Here is an 18,052-nt window from a genome sequence, read left to right on the forward strand (position 1 = left end):
CATACCAAGGCCCGGTAGCTCAGTTGGTAGAGCAGCGGATTGAAAATCCGCGTGTCGGTGGTTCGATTCCGCCCCAGGCCACCAAATCATCAAGCCCTCGAATTCGAAAGAGTTCGAGGGCTTTTCGCTTTTGGCGCACCAAACCCGCGCGACGTTTCGGTGCGCGGCGCCATGAAGTGGCGCAGGCGGCACCACATCCGAGCCCCTTCGGCACCATTTTTGCTTGCGAAAGCCGGGCATTCGCACAAAGACGGCGAATCGCACCACAACAAGACAATTCCCCTCGCAAGCTCTTCATGGACGCACTAACTCAGGGCGCGAACGCGCTTTTCATCCTTCTTGGGGCCATCATGGTTCTCGCCATGCACGCCGGCTTCGCCTTTCTCGAGCTCGGCACGGTCCGCAAGAAGAACCAGGTCAATGCACTGATCAAGATCCTCGTCGACTTCTCGGTCTCGACGGTCGTGTACTTCCTCGTGGGGTACGGGGTGGCCTACGGCACGCATTTCTTCGTCAGCGCGGAAGCCCTCTCGGCAAAGAGCGGCTTCGAGCTGGTGCGGTTCTTCTTTCTGCTGACATTTGCAGCGGCGATCCCCGCGATCATCTCCGGCGGTATTGCGGAGCGCGCGAAGTTCTGGCCGCAGCTCGTCGCCACTGCGGTGATCGTCGGCTTCGTGTATCCGTTGTACGAGGGCATTGCGTGGAACAAGGCCTTCGGCATCCAAACGTGGATCGCCTCGGTCACCGGCAGCGAGTTCCACGATTTCGCGGGCTCGGTCGTCGTGCACGCAGTGGGGGGCTGGCTGGCTTTCCCGGCAGTGCTGCTCCTTGGCGCGCGCCGGAATCGTTACCGCGGCGATGGCTCGCTGAGCGCACATCCGCCGTCGAGCATTCCCTTCCTGGCCCTTGGAGCTTGGGTGCTGTGCGTCGGCTGGTTCGGCTTCAACGTGATGAGCGCGCAGACCCTCGACAAGATTTCCGGCCTCGTCGCCGTGAATTCGCTGATGGCGATGGTGGGCGGCACGCTCGCGGCACTCGCGCTCGGGCGGAACGACCCGGGCTTCACCTACAACGGGCCGCTGGCGGGTCTGGTGGCTATTTGTGCCGGCTCCGACGTGATGCATCCGCTGGGCGCGCTGGCGGTCGGCGGCGTGGCCGGCGCGATGTTCGTCGCGATGTTCACGCTGACGCAGAACAAGTGGAAGATAGACGACGTTCTCGGCGTCTGGCCCTTGCACGGCCTCTGTGGCACCTGGGGTGGGCTCGCGGTGGGCATCTTCGGCAGCAAGGCGCTGGGCGGTATCGGCGGCGTCAGCCTCGTCGCCCAGTTGATCGGCGTCGTCATCGGCGTCGCCTGGGCCGCGGTGGCGGGCGCGGTCGTCTACGGCACGCTCAAGGCCACTGTGGGAATCCGGCTGACCCCGGAGGAGGAGTACGACGGCGCGGACATCTCCATCCACCGCATCTCGGCGACGCCCGAGCGCGAGGTGACCTGGTAGGCCCTCAGAAGTCCACCAGGCTCACGCCCACCATGAAGACCGTGCGCTTCTTGTTGTAGTCGATCAGCGTGTCGCCGTAGCCGTAGAAGAGCTGCGTGTGGAAGCGCAGGTTGCTGTGCGCCGGGTCGCCGATCGCCTTGAGCCATTCGAGGCGGATCGAGCCCTTGCCGCTCGGTCGCAGGTTGTTGCGCACGGTGGCGGCGAACTGGTTGTTGCGATCGAAGTTCCAGATGCCCTTGATCTCGGCGCGCCCGATGTAGTCCTCGATGTCCGGGTTGTCGTCCTTGGCCGGATCGATGTGCACCGAGCCGGCTTCGGAAATGCGCTTCCAGATGCGTCCCGTGATGATGTAGCGGTCGTCCAGGTCGGCGCCTGCCATCAGGTAGATGCGGTTCCAGCTCCGCGACAGCGGCAGGTCCTGGCCGTTCGACTGGTGGTTCAGGCCCAGGCCGGTGTAGCGCATCCTCCAGCCGCCGGGCAGCTTGTAGTCGGTGGGGTAGGAGTACATGAACTCCGGCTCGTGGTCGGTGGTGCGGAACGGACGCGAGAGCTCTTCGTTGAACACCTGCCAGGTCGACTGCTGCGTATAGCCGAACCACAGCGCGTCCCTCTTCTCCGGATCGTCGCGGGTCAGCAGCCCGTGCGCGAGCTTGGTGCGAAATGAAAGAGCGATGCGCATGTCCTGCGACTGATAGGGGCGATCCACGCCGTCGCGGCCTGGCGCCGGCGAGGTCGGGGTTTCCGGGTCGTTCGCGGCCACGCCGAGGGAAACGTTCAGGGGACGGTATCCGCGGAAGCCGAAGGTGCCGCAGTCGGTGCCGGCTTCGAGTTCCCAGAATCGCGACAGCGAGTTGTATTGCCGATCGCGGCAGCCATCCGTCTTGGCGACCGAGATCACGCGTGTTGCGGGTACGCTGGCGTCGACCGGCGTCGGCGGCGGCGTTTCGGCGAGCACGGCCGGCGCCGGAGGCACCGCTGCGGCGGGCAGCGACTGCTGTTGGGCCCAGCGGTCGAAGCAGGCCAGACGTGCTTCGTTGTTGCCGGTCAGCCGCTGGCACTCCTGCCAGGTGAGTTGCGCGTCGGCGAGCGGGCTGCGCGGCACGTCCACGGCTTGCGCCTGCGCGCCGGTTGCGCCGAGCCCGCCGACGAGCGTCACGAAAGAGAGGATGCGAACGTCCACCTTCATCGTCATTTCCCTGTGTTGTCGTTGATCTTGGTCAGTACGAAGGGGCGCGTGCTTTCGTCGGCCGCGTTGCGCCAGATTCCCTTGAATTCCTTGCCGCAGGAGGCGGCCTGGAGCTCTCCCAGCCAGACGCCGCTGATGGAGCGCCCGTCCACCGATTCGTCGAGGCTCAGGTAGCCGTCCTCATCGACGTCGCCCGCGAGTTGGGCGGTGGTCGGGGGCGTATCGCCTCCGCCGCGGGTGATGGTGCCGCGCACGCCGGCGTAGTCGGGGTGCTTGGCAAGCTGCACCTTGGCCGCGCCGGGCAGCCCTTCGAAGCGCGCCTCCCAGGTGCCGAAGAGCGATTCGAGCGGCATGTCCGACGCTGTGGCAGGACAGCCGGACGCGGCAGCGGCGGGCGTCGCGCCCTGCGCCAGGGCGTTGCCGGAGAGCAGGCATGCGGTTGCGACGCAGGCGAGCAGCGCGCCTCTCATGGCGCCGATGCCGCGGCGGCCGCGGCTGCATTGTCCTTGACCTTCCGGGCGAACTCGGCGCGCAGCGCCTTGAGCTTTTCGCGCGGGTCCTCCTTGACGGTGTTCTTGTCGAGCGCCATCTCGGCGATGAAGCGGCTGGGCTGCGCGGCCACCATCTCGCGGCCCTGCTTGCGGCGCTTGGTCCAGCTCACCGCCAGGCTGCGCTGCGCGCGCGTGATGCCGACGTACATCAGGCGTCGCTCTTCCTGCAGGCGTTCCAGCGTGCTCTCGCTGACCTTCTCCTGCCGGCCGTTGTCGTCGTCGAGCTTGAAGGGCAGCAGGCCTTCGTTCACGCCGATCAGCATCACGTGCGGCCACTCCAGGCCCTTGGACGCATGCAGCGTGGAGAGCGTGACCACGTTCTGCTCCTGCTCGCGCTCGCTGATGGTGGAGAGCAGCGAGATCGTCTGCGCCACTTCGAGCAGGCTCTTGCGTTCGTTCTCCATCGTCGCGCCGGAGGCATCGTCGATCTGGCCTCCGCAGCGCTGCGACATCCAATCGCAGAACTCCAGCACGTTGGTCCAGCGGCTGGCGGCGGCCTGCTCGCTGTCCTCGCCGTCGTACAGGTGCTTCTCGTATTCGATTTCCTTGAGCCACTCCGCGAGGAAAGCGCGTGAGTCCTCCGCGCCCGTGGTGTTCCGTGCACGGTATTCGAGGTCGTTGATGTAGCGGCCGAATTCATGCAGGCCATCGAGCGCGCGCTTGGGCATCACGCTGGGCAGCGAGGGACTGAAGAGCGCCTCGAACAGGCTGAGCTTGTACTGGCTCGCGAACGTACCGAGGCTCGCGAGCGTGGTGTGGCCGATGCCGCGCTTGGGCGTGGTCACCGCGCGCAGGAAGGCCGGGTCGTCGTCGTTGTTGACCCAGAGCCGGAACCAGCCGCACAGGTCCTTGATTTCCGCGCGGTCGAAGAAGCTCTGTCCGCCGGAGACCTTGTAGGGGATCTGCGCCTTGCGCAGCGCCTGCTCGAATACCCGGGCCTGGTGGTTGGCGCGATAGAGGATCGCGAAGTCGCGAAACTCCCGGAACTGCTGGCCCTGCGAACTCGCGTCGCCCGCGCGCAGGCTCTGGATGCGCGCCACCGCGCGTTCCGCCTCGTGCTGTTCGTTGTCCGCGTCGACCACGCGCACCGGCTCGCCTTCGCCGAGCTCGCTGAACAGCGTCTTCGGGAACAGCTTGGGATTCGGCCCGATCACGTTGTTCGCCGCGCGCAGGATCGCGCTCGTACTCCGGTAGTTCTGTTCGAGTTTGATGACCTTGAGGCTGGGATAGTCGACGGGGAGCTTCTTGAGGTTGTCGAGCGTCGCGCCGCGCCAGCCGTAGATCGATTGGTCGTCGTCGCCCACCGCGGTGAAGCGGCCGCGTTCGCCGGCCAGCGCCTTGAGCACTTCGTACTGGGTGGCGTTGGTGTCCTGGTATTCGTCGACCAGGATGTGGCCGAGCGCGGCCTGCCACTTGGCGCGCACCTCGTCGAAGTCCTTGAGCAGCTTGAGCGGCATGCCGATCAGGTCGTCGAAATCCACGCTTTGATAGGCGACGAGGCGCTCTTCGTAGCGCGCCATGATTCGCGCGGTGATGCGCTCGTTGTCGTCGGCCGCCTGGGCCTCGGCCTGCGCAGCGTTCAGGCCCATGTTCTTCCACTTGCTGATCGTCCACTGCCAGATGCGTGCGGTCGCCAGGTCGCTGGTGCCGCCGGCGTCCTTCAGGATCTTCGCCACGTCATCGGCGTCGAGGATGCTGAAGGCCGGCTTGAGTCCGAGCACCGCGCCGTCCTCGCGCATCATGCGCACGCCGAGCGCGTGGAAGGTGCAGACCACCACGTTCTTCGCATCGCGGCCGATCAGCCCCTTGGCACGCTCGCGCATTTCGGCGGCGGCCTTGTTGGTGAAGGTGATGGCGGCGATGCGCTTGGGCTCGAGGCCCGCCTGGATCAGCCGCGCGATCTTGTGGGTGATCACGCGCGTCTTGCCGGAACCCGCGCCCGCGAGCACGAGGCAGGGCCCGTGCATGTAGTTGACCGCTTCTTGCTGCGCGAAATTGAGACCGGAGGACATGGAGAGTGGGAACGGGGAGGCGCAAAGCGGGCAATGATACGGGTCGGCTCGAGGTCGCCGCCTTCTTGATTTGTGCTAGACCCGCGCCGCTTTTTGCGTTAGCCGGACGCTGCCCGGCCGTGCGGCGCGGGGCAGGGACAATCGCCGCGTGCTGCAGATATTTCTTGTCACAGTCCCCTTCTTCGCGTTGATCGCAGCCGGCTACGCCGCGGCGCGCGGCGGGGCGCTGCCGCTGGCTGCGATCCCGGGCCTGAATGTCTTCGTCCTGTACTTCGCGCTGCCCTGCATGCTCTTCCGGTTCGGCGCCGGCGCGCCGATCGGCCAGTTGCTCGATGCGGGCGTGGTGCTGATCTGGGGCCTCTGTGCGCTGATCGTGGTGGGTGTGACCGTGGCCCTGAGCCGCAACCGGCGCATCGGATGGAACGACGCGGCCTTTGGCGCGCTGGTGGCAGCCTTCCCGAACACGGGCTTCATGGGCGTCCCGCTGCTGGTGGCGATCCTCGGCGGGCAAGCGGCGACGCCGACGATCATCACCATCGCATTCGACATGATCGTGACGTCATCGCTGTGCATCGCGTTGTCGCGTCTCGACGGCGCGGATGAGCATGGCGGCGCGAAGGCGGTGCGGCAGGCGCTCCGCGGCATCGCGCAGAACCCGATGCCGTGGTCGATCGTATTGGGCGGGCTCGCCTCCGCGACCGGGCTGGTCCTGCCCGCTGCAATGGACCGGACGATCACGATGCTCGCGGAAGCCGCTTCGCCGGTCGCGCTGTTCACCATCGGCGCGGTGCTCGCACGTGCCTCTGTCTTGGCGCGGGAGCATCAGGCGAGCGCGGTCGTGGCCAAGGCGATGGGGAGTGCATCCGCGCTGTCGCCGAAGGCGCCTCTTGGGGATGTGCTGCCGGTGATCGCGATCAAACTGATGGTGCATCCGCTCCTGGTCTACGGCGTCGCGCGCGCTGCCATGGCGTTGGGCGTGGCGCTGGCACCGTCGACGCTGGTCACGATCGTCCTCATCGCCGCGCTGCCGAGTGCGAGCAATGTCTCGATGCTCGCCGAGCGATTCGGGGCCGACAACGCGCGCATCGCGCGGATCATCTTCTGGACCACCGTGGCGGCATTCTTCAGCTTCCCGCTCGTCGCGGGTTGGCTGCACGGGGCGCCTTGACCAGGTGACTAAGGCGTCAGGACGCCAAGCTTGTACGGATCGGCGTCGGAGAGCAGCTCGCAGCGCGACATGTCGCGCCCCTGCGTTCCGTCGCAGTAGAAGCTGTTGTAGACCCGGCCGAACAGCGTGGGCGTGGAAACGAACAGCACGCCCTGGTTGGCCTGCCAGCGCTCCTTGGGGGCTGCTGCGGCCTGGACGGCCGCCGGGGCGCTGGCCGATGCAGCTGCCGCTGACGGTAGGGCGGTTGCGGCGGTGTCCGTCGGCGCCGCTTCCGCGGGCGGCGCGATGAAATCAGACAGGGTCCGCACCCCGTCGTCGCCGTTCCATCGGCTCACCAGATCGGCCGGGCGCGGCCGCCCCGCGACCGGAATCAGCAGCCCGTTCACCTGGAAGCCGCGGCCGAACCGGTGCTCCTTGCCCGCCAGGAATGCATAGGCGCAGGCGGCGTGGCACTGTCCCTTGACTTCGGTGTTGACGCCGTTGGCCCGGATGGCCTGGGCGAATTCGCTGGCCACCTCGGGTGTGCCGCCGAGCGAGTTCTCGAACACGACGGTCCGGATGTGGCCGGACGCGAGTTGCTCCTCGAAGGCCTTGACGGCCGTTCCGTCCAGCATGCCGCTGACCAGGAGCCGGGTGCCCTGGAGCTCCAGCTCCGCCGCGAGCGCGGCCGGGCACAGCAAAGCGAGCGAAATACCCCAAATGACTCCGAGCGGCGATTTCACTGGTCCACCCCTGTCGGATCCGGCATGAATCCATCCTTTTCCGTAGCTTGAACAGCGCGTCGATGCGTCGTCAACCACTGTTTCAGAGTATTTCCTACACGGCGGGCGGCGCAATAAGGCAATAGTGCCAAATATTGCCTATTGTTAATGCTTAGGTTTTCACAAGCGCTGCTAAAGTGGTTTCTCAGATCGGGAGAGATGGCATGACGACATGGTTGCGAGGGGCTTTGTGGTTGGTCTGGCTCACCATGGCCGCCGCCTTATGGCACATGGGGGCCTTGCGCACGGGCGCGGCGCTGGCCGCCGGGCTCTTGAGCACGCTGCTGCTCGTATGGCCGAGCACGGCGAGCCGAAGAAGGCGATCGAGCCTGCAGTACGTCGAAATGGGCAAGGACCCCGTCGGCCAGCTCTGAACCGCCGGCCCCGTCATCGACGGGCGACGCAGCGTCTCAGATGCTGTGTGGGTCCACGTCCACCAGCCACCGGATCACGCCCTTGCCCTCTGGCGTGCGCCTCAATTCATGCAGCAAGGGCTGCCAGCCCGCAAGTACCCGCTGCAGCACGGCGCGCGACGCACTCTCCAGCAGCATCTGCGCCCGTTCCACGTTCGCCACGCGCTGAATCGCCAGGGGCACCGCCGGGTATCTCGTGACCTGGTCGGAACCCGCTAGCGCATCCGCGGCGGCATTTGCGGCGCCCAGGAATGCCTGAGCGACTTCCTGCGTGCGCGCGTCCGCGCGCAGGAGTGCCTGGAAGGCGAAAGGCGGCATGCCGGCGGCAGCGCGATCTTCGAGTTCTCCTTGCGCGAACGCCGGGTAGTCGTGCCGCTTCAGCGCGACGAAGAGCGGATGCTGCGGATGGTGGGTCTGGATCCACATCTCCGCGGTTGCCCCCTGCGCCGAAACATAAGCCGCGTCGCGGCCCGCGCGCCCTGCAGATTGCATGAGCAGACTGAACAAGCGCTCGGGCGCGCGGAAGTCGCCCGAGAACAGCGCCCCGTCGGGATTGATCGCGGCGACCAGCGTGATGCGCCGGAAGTCGTGCCCCTTGGCGATCATCTGCGTGCCCACGAGGACATCCACCTCGCCGGAATGGACGGCGGCGAGCTGCGATTCGAGCGCGCCCTGCTTGCGGGTGCTGTCGGCGTCGATGCGGGCGATGCGCACCGCGCTGCCGTCCGGCCGGCGGACCGCCGCGAAGAGCTCGCCCAGATGCTCTTCCAGCCGCTCGGTGCCGCGGCCCACCGGGGCGATGTCGAGGTTGCCGCATTCGGGGCAGGCGCGCGGCACGCGCTCGGTGAAGCCGCAGTGGTGGCAGCGCAGGGTCCGGTCGATCTTGTGGAACACGCGGTAGGCACTGCAGTGCGGGCATTCGCTCTTCCAGCCGCAGTCGGCGCAGGCCAGCACCGGCGCGTAGCCGCGGCGGTTCAGAAAGACCATGCTCTGCTCGCCGCGGGCGATGCGCTGCCCGATCGCATCGAGCAGCGCGGCGGAAAGCACCGTCTTCGGCGGCTGCAGATTCATGTCCACCAGACGCACCCGGGGCAGCGCACCGGTGCCGATCCGCGATGGCATCGACAGCCGTACATAGCGCCCGCCGGCATCGTCGCCTGCGGCCGGCCGGCTCTGGTGCCAGCTTTCCAGCGAGGGGGTGGCCGAGCCGAGGATCACCTTCGCGCTTTCGCGCCGGCCCCGCCAGACGGCCAGGTCGCGCGCCGAGTAGCGGGCGCCTTCCTGCTGCTTGTAGCTGGGGTCGTGCTCCTCGTCGACGACGATGAGCCGCAGCGCCGGCATCGACGCGAACACTGCCATGCGCGTGCCCAGCACGATCCGCGCTGCGCCGCTGTGCGCCGCGAGCCAGCTCGCCAGACGCTGGGGGTTCGTCATGCCGCTGTGCAGCGAAACCACCGAATCGGCGCCGAAGCGCTCCTTGAAGCGGGCTTCGAGCTGCGGCGTGAGGTTGATCTCCGGCACCATCACGAGCGCCTGGGCCTGCGGCTCCCGCGCGAGCAGCGCGGCGACTGCGCGCAGATAGACCTCCGTCTTGCCGCTGCCGGTGCTGCCGAAGAGCAGGAACGGCCCGGCTTCGGCCTCGAATCGCGACAGCGCTTCGGTTTGCTCGGCGCTGAGCGCCACCGCGCAGGGCGAAACGCCGCCTGGCGGGCTGTCGCTGCGCTTGCGCTTCAGCCGCCGCGCCAGTTGGACCGCGGAAAGATCGCGAAGCTGCGGCGGCAAGGCGGCCAGCGCAATCTCGCCGAGCGAGCGCTGGTAGTAGCGCGCCGCAAAGGCGACCAGATCGCGCCAGGCCTCATCGAGCGGCGCCAAGGCGTCGAGGACGGCGCCGATGGGCTTGAGTTCCACTGCCGCCGGCCCGGCGTCTTCCTGATGCGCCGCCCAGGCGACGCCGAGCACCTCCCGGCGTCCCAGCGGAACCCGCACCAGTGCGCCCGGCGTGACGCGCACGCCACTGGCGTAGCTAAGGACATCCCCTAGTGCACTGTGCGCCGGCGTCTGAACCGCGACATCGATTCGCCAGCTCAACGCCGTTCTCCGTCGGGCGGGTTTGTTAAAGCGACTTGGAGCAAAACGACCTAAGTTGTTGATTTGACAGTGCTTTGCGCATCATCCAGAGTTTCTGTGGATAACTTTGTTGATATTGGGGTCCGACGCGCCGCCAGCCCTTGAAAATCAAGGCTCCCGCTGGAATGCCCGCAAAAAAAGCAAAGTTCAAAACTTATATAAATCAATGACTTAGCGACGCTATCGCTTTAGGAGCGGGGCTCGGCGCGCTTCAGATGGTTTTGCGCACCGCAACAGCTGTTTTGTGCATAAGTCAGTCTCTCCTCACGCTTCGAAGCCCTTGACAAACCTCGGATCGACGATCTCGGTGTTTACAAGTCATAACAATACGGTCATGCGCGAAGCGCGCGCGACTGCCCGTGCACTGCCGCAACCAGCGCGGCGACGTGCTCTGGCGGCGTGAATTGGCTGATGCCGTGGCCGAGGTTGAAGATGTGCGTCGGGCCGTTCGTCTGCATATCCTTGTGCGGCTTGCCGAAGCTTTGCAGCACCTTTGCAACTTCCGTTTCGATCTGCGCCGGCGGCGCGAACAACACGTTCGGGTCGATGTTCCCCTGCAGCGCTTTCCCACCTTTGCCTTCGCCGACGAGGCTGCGCGCGCGGGCCAGGTTCACGGTCCAGTCCACACCGAGCACTTCGCAGTCGAGTGCGCGCATATCCTGAAGCCAGAGTCCGCCGCCCTTGGTGAACACGATGCGCGGAACCGGATGGCCGTCGGCACCTTCGCGACGCAACTGCGCGAGCACGCGCGCGGTGTAGGCGAGGCTGAATGCCTGGAACGCACCATCGGCCAGGACGCCACCCCAACTGTCGAACACCATCACCGCCTGCGCGCCTGCCGCGATCTGGGCGTTGAGGTAGGTGGCGACCGCGTCCGCGTTCACTTCGAGCAGGCGGTGCATCAGGTTCGGACGGCTGTACATGAGCGTCTTGACCAGCCGGTAGTCGCTGGAGCCTGCGCCCTCGACCATGTAGCAGGCGAGCGTCCAAGGGCTACCCGAAAAGCCGATCAGCGGCACGCGGCCGGCGAGGGCCTTGCGGATCGACGTGACCGCGTCGAAGACGTAGCGCAGCTTGTCCATGTCGGGCACCGCCAGAGCGGAAATCGCCGCTTCATCGCGCACCGGGCGCGCGAAGCGCGGGCCCTCGCCGGCTTCGAATGACAGGCCGAGGCCCATCGCGTCCGGCACGGTCAGGATGTCGGAAAACAGGATCGCCGCATCCAGCGGATATCGATCCAGCGGCTGGAGCGTGACCTCTGTCGCGTAGTCGACGTTGGTGGCGAGCCCCATGAAGCTGCCCGCCTTCGCGCGCGTTGCCACGTATTCGGGCAGGTAGCGCCCTGCCTGCCGCATCAGCCAGACGGGCGTGTGGTCGGTGGCCTGACGCCAGCAGGCGCGCAGGAAGGTGTCGTTCTTCAGAGGGGCGAAAGGCATCCCTCGATTGTCGCTCGCCCCCAGGCTTGCTCACTTCGTGTAGCCGCCAACCCCCTACCGGGGGCGCCGCCGGTGGCCCGGCGAAGCCGGTTCCACGGCAGCCCGCGAACGGGCGGGCGCTTCGCGCCGCCGGAGCGTCGTCAGCTCTTGTATTTGATCGAGCACCCGTAGGGTCGGGTCGTCGCCGCGCTGATCGGCTTGCCGCCGAAGGCTTCGCCGATCGCCTGGTTCACGTAGTTGGTGGCGGTCTTGATGTCCTCGGGCCGCGCCGAGGCGATGCTGTCGATGCCGCCGGCATACACCAGCGTGCCTTTGGGATCGACGATGAAGATGTGCGGCGTGGTGCGGGCGCCGTAGGCGCGGCCGATCACGCCGTCTTCATCCATCAGCACGGCGGTCGGCGCGGCGGACTGGTCCTTCATCCAGGCGTCGAGCGCCGGGGGCTTCAGGTAGTCGCCGGCGGCACGCTCGGTCGAATTGATGGCGAGCCAGACCACGCCCTTGGCGGTCGCGGCTTTCTGCGTGGCCGGCATGTTGCCGCTGCCGTAGTGCTTGCGCACGAATGGGCAGCCGGGATTCGTCCATTCGAGAACCACGTACTTGCCGGCGAAATCCGAAAGGCGATGCTGCTTGCCGGCGGTGTCGACGGCGATGAAATCGGGCGCCGGCTGGCCGACGGCGGGGGCGGCCACGGCCTGCGCATTCATGAGGAAGGTGGCACCGAGGGCGACCGCGGCGGCCATCACGGCGCGGCGGGAGGCACGGCTCAGCGCGGCCCGGGCCTGGCGCGCCGCGCGATACGAGCGGGAATCTACAGATGACGATGACGACATGGTCAGCTTGAACTCCAATCGATAAAACTCAACAACCACGACAGCTTAGAACGGATTCTTCATGCTCTTGTGACAACCCGTACCGGTTCATGGTCTCACAGCTTGGCGAGCGCGGCCCGCACCTCCTCCGTGCTGAGGATTTCGGTCAGGACCACCGGCGCCTTCCCCGGCGCGTGCAGCACATAGACCGGCACGCCGCTGCGCCCCAGCGCGGTCAGTGCGGCGGTGATGGCCGGGTCGCGCCGCGTCCAGTCGGCGCGCAGCATCGCGACGTTCCGGGCATCGAAATCGGCCAGCACCTCGGGATTGGAAAGCGTGGCGCGCTTGTTGTACTGGCAGGTGACGCACCAGGCGGCGGTGAAGTCGACGAACACCGTCCGGCCGGCGGCCCGGAGTTCGGCGGTCTTCGCCTCGGACCAAGGCTGCCAGCGATCGCCCGCCAAGGCGGCGGCTGCCGGTTCGGCGACCCGTACGACGTTGCCGCCGATCGCCGTTGCGAGTGCGGCGGTCGCGGCGAGCGCGATGCCGGCCACCACGATCCGGGTGCGCCCGCGCAGGGTAAATGCCCAGACGACCGCCGCGAGGCAGACCAGAAGGCCGAGCAGCGCGCCCACGCCATCGATCCCGCTTTGCTGGCCCAGCACCCAGACCAGCCATGCCACCGTGGCGAACATCGGAAACGCGAGCAGGCGGCGCAAAGTCTGCATCCAGGCGCCGGGCCTCGGCAGCAGCCGCGCGACTGCCGGAACGAAGCCCGCCAGGAGATACGGCAGCGCCAGGCCGAGCCCGAGCGCGGCAAACATCAGTAGCGCTTCCGCCGCAGGCAGCCCGATGGCGAAACCGAGCGAGGCGCCCATGAACGGCGCGGTGCACGGCGAGGCGATCACCACCGCGAGCACGCCGGAGAGAAAGTCGTTGACCACGGGATGCCGGACCTGCGCCGCCGCGAGCGACCGGGGCGCGACGTTGCCGAACTCGAAAAGTCCCGCGAGGTTGAGCCCGATCAGCGTGAACAGCGCCGCAAGCGCGGCCACGACCGCCGGGGACTGCAACTGAAATCCCCAGCCGAGCTGGGTGCCCGCGGCGCGCAGCGCCAGCATCGCGCCGCCGAGCGCCAGGCACGACAGGATCACACCCGCGGTGTAGGCGAGCGCGGCGAGACGGTGCCTGCGGCGATCTTCCGCGTGGCGCGTGAAGTTCAGGACCTTGATCGCCAGCACGGGGAACACGCATGGCATGAGGTTGAGAAGCAGGCCGCCGATCAGCGCGCCCAGCAGTGCGGCGACGAGCGTGCCCGAAGGGCGCGGCGACGATGGGGGCGCCGCGTTGGCTTCGAGCGCGGCTTGCAGTGCCGGGGAGACCTGGGCCTTGGCGGCCACCGCGGGCCACGTGCCGCTCACCGGTGCCTCGGCCCGCCAAGCCATCGGCTGGCCCGGCTGCCGGTCGGCATCGGCCAACGAGACGACAACCGGCATCACGGCGGGGCTCGCGCTGCGCTGCTCCGCGAGCGGGACGGTCGCAATCCAGGCGTCGCCCTGCCACGACTGCGTCCAGTCCTTGCCGAGCACCGCGGCGGTGTGGATGACCTCGCTGGTCTCCGGGAAGAACTCGAGCGTCTTTCCGCGCGCGGACGCGGGCAAGCCTTGCAGGCGGATCTGGAGCTTGTTGCCGTCGATCGTGATCTCGCCGGGCTTGCCGAGCGCGACTGGCTGGGCGGCCCATGCGGCCTCGAATTCGCTTTTGTGCAGCGCGGTCGAGCCGTGCAGCGGCACCTTGAGCTGGAACTCGCCCTCTTCGGGAATGCACTCCTTGCGGCAGACCAGCCAGGAGGCCTTGAGCCTGACGTCGAGTTCCTGTGCGCCCGTGAGCGACGCGGGCGGCTTGAAGTCCTGGCCGACCTTGAGCGGCACCGGCAGCAGCACCGTGTCTTCGTAGCCGTAGTTGGCGAGATTGCCGATGGGGATCTTCCGAGGAACCGGCCAGGCGATGTCGTCCGTCGACGCGCCGGGCGGGAGTGTCCACGCCAACTCGGTCGGCAGGCCGGAGTCGCCGGCGTTCTTCCAATAGGTATGCCACTCGGGCTGGTGCGTGATCTGCAAACCGACCCAGGCCGGCGTGCCGGGCGATATGCCGTCGGGCGCATGCGCGATCAGCTCGGCGCGAACATGCGGCGTCGTCACGACCGGACCGACACGGGGGGAGAGTTGTGCCGCGGCCGGCAGCGAGGCGGCCGTGGCGAAGGCGGCGAGCCAGAGGCCCGCGAGGTGTCGACGAATCAGGATTGCCATGCGGTCAGTCGGAGCGGGCGCTTCGGTCGAAGTTCCGGGGCCGCGTCACAGCGCCCACCCGAGCACGACGCGGCGGCTGTTGGCGCTTTTCTTCTCGATCTTGGTCACGACGACCGCGCCGATCTCGCGCGTGTTGGCCACGTGCGTGCCGCCGCAGGGCTGGAAGTCGATCGACTCGGCGTCGCCGATACGGATCGTGCGGACGGTGCCGGTGCCGCGCGGCGGCTGCACGCTCATGCTCTTGACGAGCGCAGGATTGGCATCGAGCTCGTCATCGGTGATCGCGCCGACGGTGAGCGGATGGCCGGCCGCGACCAGCCGCGCGAGGCCGGCGGTGAGTGCTTCCTTGTCGAGCGGTTCGGTCATGTGGAAGTCCAGCCGCGCGTACTCGGGCGTGATCGAGCATCCGTTGACCGGCTGCGGCACGAGGTGGCACAGGAGGTGCGTGGCGGTGTGGAAGCGCATCAGCCTGTGCCGGCGCTCCCAGTCGATGCGTACCCTCACGCCGTCGCCGGGGTGCAATGCATCCAGCAGCGCTTCCTGGCCCGGGGCGGGAACATGGACGATGTCCTGGGTCGCCTGGCCTTCCGCGTCCTTGGCCTTGCGGGTATCGGCGATCGCGATTTCCCGGCCATCGGCCAGCGCCAGCCAGCCGCTGTCGCCGGCCTGCCCCCCGCCCTGCGGATAGAACACGGTACGGTCGAGCACGATGCCTCCTTCTTCGATGCGGAGGATGGAGGCTTCGCAGTCGCGCAGGTACGCGTCGGAGCGGAAGAGTTCGTCGGTCATCGCGCGATGGTAGCGGCCGCGTCATGCCGGTGGCTCCCACGCCCGAAAGCGCCCGTCGCCGACACTCGGAGATCACACCCGTTGCACGATACAAACGGATGCCATTTCGTGGCGATCCCAGGATCCTGACAATGACGAGAGTGCTCACCCCCCACGCCGTGCACACCGCGATCTTCGCGCCGATGCTGGCGGCAATGCTGCTGAGTGCCTGCGGCGAAACCGCGAAGCTGCCCGCCGAAGCCGGTATCGGCCAGGCCCCCGAACTGCCGCCGCCGGTCAAGACGGTGATCCCGACCATCCACATCGCGCCGGCCGTCGGCTGGGCGGACACCGCCGGCCCGACCGCGCCCGAAGGCTTCGTCGTGACCGCCTTCGCGCGCGGGCTCGACCATCCGCGGATGGTCTACACACTGCCGAACGGCGACGTCCTCGTGGTGGAGAGCAACCGGCCACCGAAGCCTGACGGCAGTGAAGCGAACGGCCTCACCGCCAAGGTGCGCCAGAAGGCCATGGACATCGTCCAGAAGCGCGCCGGCGCCGGGGTGCCGAGCGCCGACCGCATCACCCTGCTGCGGGACACCGACGGCGATGGGGTGGCCGAGGTCCGGAAAGTGTTCATCGACAAGCTGACATCGCCCTTCGGCGTCGTCCTCGTCGGCCGCGAACTGTTCATCGCCAATGCCGATGCACTGGTCAAGGTGCCGTACACCGATGGCGACACCCGCATCGGCGCGACGCCGGCGAAGGTGACCGATCTGCCCGCCGGCATCAATCACCACTGGACCAAGCACGTGGTCGCCAACCGCGACGGCACCAAGCTCTACGTGACCGTCGGCTCCAACAGCAATGTTGGCGAAAACGGGCTGCAGGTCGAGGATGGGCGCGCGTCGGTCTGGGAGGTGGACGCGAAAACAGGTCAGAAGCGCCTCTTCGCGAGCGGCCTGCGCAATCCGGTGGCGGTGGATTGGGAGCCGGCAACGCAGGCGCTGTGGGCCGTGGTCAACGAACGCGACGAACTCGGCAGCGACCTCGTGCCCGACTACCTCACGTCGGTGAAGGACGGCGCGTTCTACGGCTGGCCGTGGAGCTACTACGGCAATCACGTCGATACCCGCGTCGAGCCGCAGCGCCCCGACATGGTGGCGAAGGCGATCGTGCCGGACTACGCATTGGGCTCGCACCGTGCACCGCTGGGCATCGCCTTCTCGAGCCCGCGCGGCATGCCGCCGGAATTCGCCAGCGGTGCATTCATCGGGGAGCACGGCTCGTGGAATCGCAAGCCGCTGGCGGGCTACAAGGTGGTGTTCGTGCCCTTCGCCAATGGCCGGCCGAGCGGGCAGCCCGTGGATTTCCTGACGGGGTTTCTGTCGGCCGACGAAAAGGCGCAAGGCCGCCCGGTGGGCGTGGCCCTGGACAAGGGCGGCGCGCTGCTGGTCGCGGACGATGTCGGCAATGCGGTGTGGCGCGTCGCCCCGCAAGTGAAGCCGGGGCACTAAGATCGCCCGCATGAATGCCCCTGCCAGCCGCTTCTGGTCCCGACTCAGCACGCGCGACTTCGCCGCGCTCGACCCGACTGTGACCGTCGCGGTGCTGCCGCTGGGTGCGACCGAGCAGCATGGCCCGCACCTGCCGCTCGGCGTGGATTCGACGCTGGCGGACGGCATCATCGAGGCGGCACTGCCGTTGCTGCCGGCCGACCTGCCCGTGCTTTTCCTGCCGACCCAGCAGATCGGACTCAGCCCCGAGCATGCGCGCTTCCCGGGCACGCTGACGCTGTCGTCCGAAACGTTGATCCGGCTCTGGAGCGAGATCGGCGCCAGCGTGGCGCGCGCGGGCATCCGGAAACTGGTGCTCTTCAATGCGCACGGCGGGCATGTCGGTGCGATGGACATCGTGGCCCGAGAACTGCGCATGGCGCATGACCTGATCGTCTACAGCGTCAGCTGGTTCAACCTGCCGCTCGGCGAAGCGGGCGCGCAGTTCAGCGCGGACGAACACCGGTTCGGGGTCCACGCCGGCGACATGGAGACCTCGATGATGCTGGCGCTTGCGCCGGGCGACGTCGCGATGGAAGCCGCCCGCGATTTCGACTCGACCTCGCGCGACCGGGCGCGCGCCTACGCCATTCTCGGCAATGGCAAGAGCGCCAAGCTGGGCTGGGCGATGGAAGACTACAACCCCGCCGGAGCCGCGGGCAACGCTGCGGCAGCCACTCCCGCGAAAGGCCGGGCGCTGGTCGATGCGGCGGCGAAGCAGCTCGCATTGCTGCTGGCCGAAGTCTCCCGCCTGCCGCTCGGGATGATCGGCAACGCGCCGAACCCCTGAAGTCCTCAACCCGCCGGCGCCGCGCCGCTCGGCACGGCGTCGCCGATCTTGATCGATCCGTCGGGCCTCTCGCAGGTGCCGATCAGCAGGCCGCTTGCGATGGCGTGCGCCTTCAGGGCGTCGAGCAACTCGTCGCGCCCCGGGCTCGCCGAGAACTCGTGCGCCGCGCCGAGCGCGAAGATCTGGAACGCATAGCGGTGCACGCCGTGGCCCGGCGGCGGATCGGGTGGCAGCCAGGCGGTTCGCAGGTAGGAGTTGCGGCCGGTGTGGACGCCCTTTTCATCGTCGTCGTCCGACAGCGCGCCGTCGGCCAGGCCGCCATCGGCGGCCGGCAGGTCCACCGCGATCGCATGGACCAGCGGGTGCGGCGTGGGCGAGTCCGCGTCTTCCACCAGCAGCACCAGCGAAACCGCGCCGGGCGGAATGCCGATCCAGTGCAGCGGCGGCGAGTGGCCTTCGCCGTCCGCCGTGTAGCGCGCGGGCAGCGGCGCGTGATCGGCGAAAGCCAGGCTGGAGATCTGGATCGATGCCATTCCCTGGCGCAGGCCGATGGTGTTGAAGGCGATCTTGTCGAGCCCCGCGCGCACCTCGTGCAATGCGTGGCCGATCGCGTCCGGGAGTTTTTCCAGCATGCCGTTCTTATATAGCGTCCCCGATCGCACCG

15 protein-coding genes and 1 tRNA gene are annotated in these 18,052 nt (G+C 67.7%); 6 read left to right on the forward strand and 10 right to left on the reverse strand.

Going from position 1 to position 18,052, the window contains the following annotated elements; genetic code table 11:
- The first annotated feature begins 8 nt into the window (after positions 1 to 8).
- Positions 9 to 84, forward strand: a tRNA-Phe gene (locus WKW77_RS32980).
- Positions 85 to 296: 212 nt separating this feature from the next.
- Entirely contained in the window at positions 297 to 1,499 is a 1,203-nt protein-coding gene (locus tag WKW77_RS32985) for an ammonium transporter (RefSeq protein WP_340361110.1), read from the forward strand.
- A gap of 4 nt (positions 1,500 to 1,503) precedes the next feature.
- Here the strand turns inward: WKW77_RS32985 and WKW77_RS32990 are convergent, their stop codons facing one another.
- Genes WKW77_RS32990 through WKW77_RS33000 form a run of 3 tightly spaced genes read right to left on the reverse strand, consistent with a single transcriptional unit; the run spans position 1,504 to position 5,248 of the window.
- Positions 1,504 to 2,685: a phospholipase A gene (locus tag WKW77_RS32990; RefSeq protein WP_340361111.1), complete on the reverse strand. Its 1,182-nt coding sequence runs from the start codon at positions 2,683 to 2,685 to the stop codon at positions 1,504 to 1,506.
- Positions 2,686 to 2,687: 2 nt separating this feature from the next.
- Positions 2,688 to 3,155 (reverse strand): hypothetical protein, encoded by a 468-nt coding sequence (locus WKW77_RS32995; RefSeq protein ID WP_340361112.1) that lies wholly within the window; start codon positions 3,153 to 3,155, stop codon positions 2,688 to 2,690.
- Positions 3,152 to 5,248: an ATP-dependent helicase gene (locus WKW77_RS33000; RefSeq protein WP_340361113.1), complete on the reverse strand. Its 2,097-nt coding sequence runs from the start codon at positions 5,246 to 5,248 to the stop codon at positions 3,152 to 3,154. Before WKW77_RS33000 ends, WKW77_RS32995 begins: the two co-directional genes overlap by 4 nt.
- A gap of 148 nt (positions 5,249 to 5,396) precedes the next feature.
- On the opposite strand from WKW77_RS33000, the gene WKW77_RS33005 reads away from it, so the two are divergent.
- The gene (locus tag WKW77_RS33005; protein WP_340361114.1) at positions 5,397 to 6,416 is read left to right on the forward strand and encodes an AEC family transporter; all 1,020 of its coding nucleotides are present in this window, start codon (positions 5,397 to 5,399) and stop codon (positions 6,414 to 6,416) included.
- Between the two features lie 8 nt (positions 6,417 to 6,424).
- Here the strand turns inward: WKW77_RS33005 and WKW77_RS33010 are convergent, their stop codons facing one another.
- Positions 6,425 to 7,138: a hypothetical protein gene (locus WKW77_RS33010; RefSeq protein ID WP_340361115.1), complete on the reverse strand. Its 714-nt coding sequence runs from the start codon at positions 7,136 to 7,138 to the stop codon at positions 6,425 to 6,427.
- A 203-nt stretch (positions 7,139 to 7,341) separates the two neighbouring features.
- Between WKW77_RS33010 and WKW77_RS33015 the strand changes: the two genes are divergently transcribed.
- On the forward strand, positions 7,342 to 7,551 hold the full coding sequence (locus tag WKW77_RS33015) for a hypothetical protein (RefSeq protein WP_340361116.1): 210 nt from the start codon (positions 7,342 to 7,344) through the stop codon (positions 7,549 to 7,551).
- Positions 7,552 to 7,587: 36 nt separating this feature from the next.
- On the opposite strand, the gene priA is transcribed toward WKW77_RS33015, so the two are convergent.
- The 5 genes from priA to WKW77_RS33040 all read right to left on the reverse strand — a co-directional run bounded on the left by priA (position 7,588) and on the right by WKW77_RS33040 (position 15,063).
- On the reverse strand, positions 7,588 to 9,678 hold the full coding sequence (priA, locus tag WKW77_RS33020; protein ID WP_340361117.1) for a replication restart helicase PriA: 2,091 nt from the start codon (positions 9,676 to 9,678) through the stop codon (positions 7,588 to 7,590).
- 371 nt (positions 9,679 to 10,049) lie between these two features.
- The gene (gene hemE, locus WKW77_RS33025) at positions 10,050 to 11,153 is read right to left on the reverse strand and encodes a uroporphyrinogen decarboxylase (RefSeq protein WP_340361118.1); all 1,104 of its coding nucleotides are present in this window, start codon (positions 11,151 to 11,153) and stop codon (positions 10,050 to 10,052) included.
- A gap of 140 nt (positions 11,154 to 11,293) precedes the next feature.
- Positions 11,294 to 11,986: a thioredoxin family protein gene (locus WKW77_RS33030; protein ID WP_340361119.1), complete on the reverse strand. Its 693-nt coding sequence runs from the start codon at positions 11,984 to 11,986 to the stop codon at positions 11,294 to 11,296.
- 95 nt (positions 11,987 to 12,081) lie between these two features.
- Entirely contained in the window at positions 12,082 to 14,274 is a 2,193-nt protein-coding gene (locus WKW77_RS33035) for a protein-disulfide reductase DsbD family protein (protein ID WP_340361120.1), read from the reverse strand.
- 45 nt (positions 14,275 to 14,319) lie between these two features.
- Positions 14,320 to 15,063: an alanyl-tRNA editing protein gene (locus tag WKW77_RS33040; RefSeq protein ID WP_340361121.1), complete on the reverse strand. Its 744-nt coding sequence runs from the start codon at positions 15,061 to 15,063 to the stop codon at positions 14,320 to 14,322.
- A 131-nt stretch (positions 15,064 to 15,194) separates the two neighbouring features.
- Here WKW77_RS33040 and WKW77_RS33045 point away from each other — a divergent pair, with 131 nt between their 5' ends.
- Both WKW77_RS33045 and WKW77_RS33050 read left to right on the forward strand, forming a co-directional pair.
- Entirely contained in the window at positions 15,195 to 16,559 is a 1,365-nt protein-coding gene (locus tag WKW77_RS33045; protein WP_340361122.1) for a PQQ-dependent sugar dehydrogenase, read from the forward strand.
- Positions 16,560 to 16,569: 10 nt separating this feature from the next.
- Complete coding sequence (locus tag WKW77_RS33050) at positions 16,570 to 17,388, forward strand: creatininase family protein (protein WP_340361123.1); 819 nt, start codon at positions 16,570 to 16,572, stop codon at positions 17,386 to 17,388.
- Positions 17,389 to 17,393: 5 nt separating this feature from the next.
- On the opposite strand, the gene WKW77_RS33055 is transcribed toward WKW77_RS33050, so the two are convergent.
- Positions 17,394 to 18,020, reverse strand: coding sequence for a YbhB/YbcL family Raf kinase inhibitor-like protein (locus WKW77_RS33055; protein ID WP_340361124.1), 627 nt, complete (start codon positions 18,018 to 18,020; stop codon positions 17,394 to 17,396).
- Positions 18,021 to 18,052: the final 32 nt, after the last annotated feature.

The organism is Variovorax ureilyticus (assembly GCF_037889935.1).
Lineage (GTDB): Bacteria > Pseudomonadota > Gammaproteobacteria > Burkholderiales > Burkholderiaceae_C > Variovorax > Variovorax ureilyticus.

Excerpts from the sequence above, each read along its gene's own strand:
- WKW77_RS33015 (WP_340361116.1), top strand. The coding sequence starts at position 7,342 with ATGACGACATGGTTGCGAGGGGCTTTGTGGTTGGTCTGGCTCACCATG.
- WKW77_RS33055 (WP_340361124.1), bottom strand. The coding sequence starts at position 18,020 with ATGCTGGAAAAACTCCCGGACGCGATCGGCCACGCATTGCACGAGGTG.
- WKW77_RS32995 (WP_340361112.1), bottom strand. The coding sequence starts at position 3,155 with ATGAGAGGCGCGCTGCTCGCCTGCGTCGCAACCGCATGCCTGCTCTCC.
- WKW77_RS33045 (WP_340361122.1), top strand. The coding sequence starts at position 15,195 with ATGACGAGAGTGCTCACCCCCCACGCCGTGCACACCGCGATCTTCGCG.
- WKW77_RS33030 (WP_340361119.1), bottom strand. The coding sequence starts at position 11,986 with ATGTCGTCATCGTCATCTGTAGATTCCCGCTCGTATCGCGCGGCGCGC.
- WKW77_RS33035 (WP_340361120.1), bottom strand. The coding sequence starts at position 14,274 with ATGGCAATCCTGATTCGTCGACACCTCGCGGGCCTCTGGCTCGCCGCC.
- WKW77_RS33040 (WP_340361121.1), bottom strand. The coding sequence starts at position 15,063 with ATGACCGACGAACTCTTCCGCTCCGACGCGTACCTGCGCGACTGCGAA.
- WKW77_RS33000 (WP_340361113.1), bottom strand. The coding sequence starts at position 5,248 with ATGTCCTCCGGTCTCAATTTCGCGCAGCAAGAAGCGGTCAACTACATG.
- WKW77_RS32990 (WP_340361111.1), bottom strand. The coding sequence starts at position 2,685 with ATGAAGGTGGACGTTCGCATCCTCTCTTTCGTGACGCTCGTCGGCGGG.
- WKW77_RS33050 (WP_340361123.1), top strand. The coding sequence starts at position 16,570 with ATGAATGCCCCTGCCAGCCGCTTCTGGTCCCGACTCAGCACGCGCGAC.
- WKW77_RS32985 (WP_340361110.1), top strand. The coding sequence starts at position 297 with ATGGACGCACTAACTCAGGGCGCGAACGCGCTTTTCATCCTTCTTGGG.
- hemE (WP_340361118.1), bottom strand. The coding sequence starts at position 11,153 with ATGCCTTTCGCCCCTCTGAAGAACGACACCTTCCTGCGCGCCTGCTGG.